This window comes from Vibrio sp. 2033 (assembly GCF_033339735.1).
On sequence record NZ_JAWOVC010000700.1, the window covers coordinates 1 to 548 of the forward strand.

The window sequence follows — 548 nt, forward strand, 5'->3', positions numbered from 1 at the left end:
TACCGTGTTTGTGATGACCTATCGCATGCCAAACGAAGGGCACGAATTTGGAGCTTGGACGCCACTGGCGGACGCGCAGCGAGCAATGCGTTTGGTGCGTCGGTTGCCTTTGGCGTCTCATTTATCATCGATTGGTGTTTTAGGTTTCTCGGCTGGCGGACACGTTGCAGCGAGCTTAGCGACGAGTCACGCATTGGATATTTATCCTCTTCAAGATGAGGCGGACCGTGTATCTGCCAAGCCCGATTTTTGCGCTTTGATGTACCCGGTGATCAGTATGAACACCGACATTGCGCACATGGGCTCGCGTGCCGAGTTACTGGCTAATTTGGAACGTGAACCTGACCTTCTCCGATTCTCGCTAGAAAAACAGGTGACGTCAGACATGCCGCCTTGTTTTCTTTTACATGCCAGTGACGATACCGCCGTGAGTGCGGAAAACAGCCTCGTGTTTTGGCAAGCACTTCGCCAGCACGAAATCGCGACCGAAATGCATCTGTTTGAGCAAGGTAAACACGGTTTTGGTATTCGCGATGCACAAGGTTTGC

1 protein-coding gene is annotated in these 548 nt (G+C 52.0%); it reads left to right on the plus strand.

What is annotated here, in order from left to right; all coding sequences use genetic code 11:
* Nucleotides 1-548 (plus strand): alpha/beta hydrolase (locus R7P74_RS28595; RefSeq protein WP_318124066.1); only part of this gene is annotated, 548 nt, incomplete at both ends.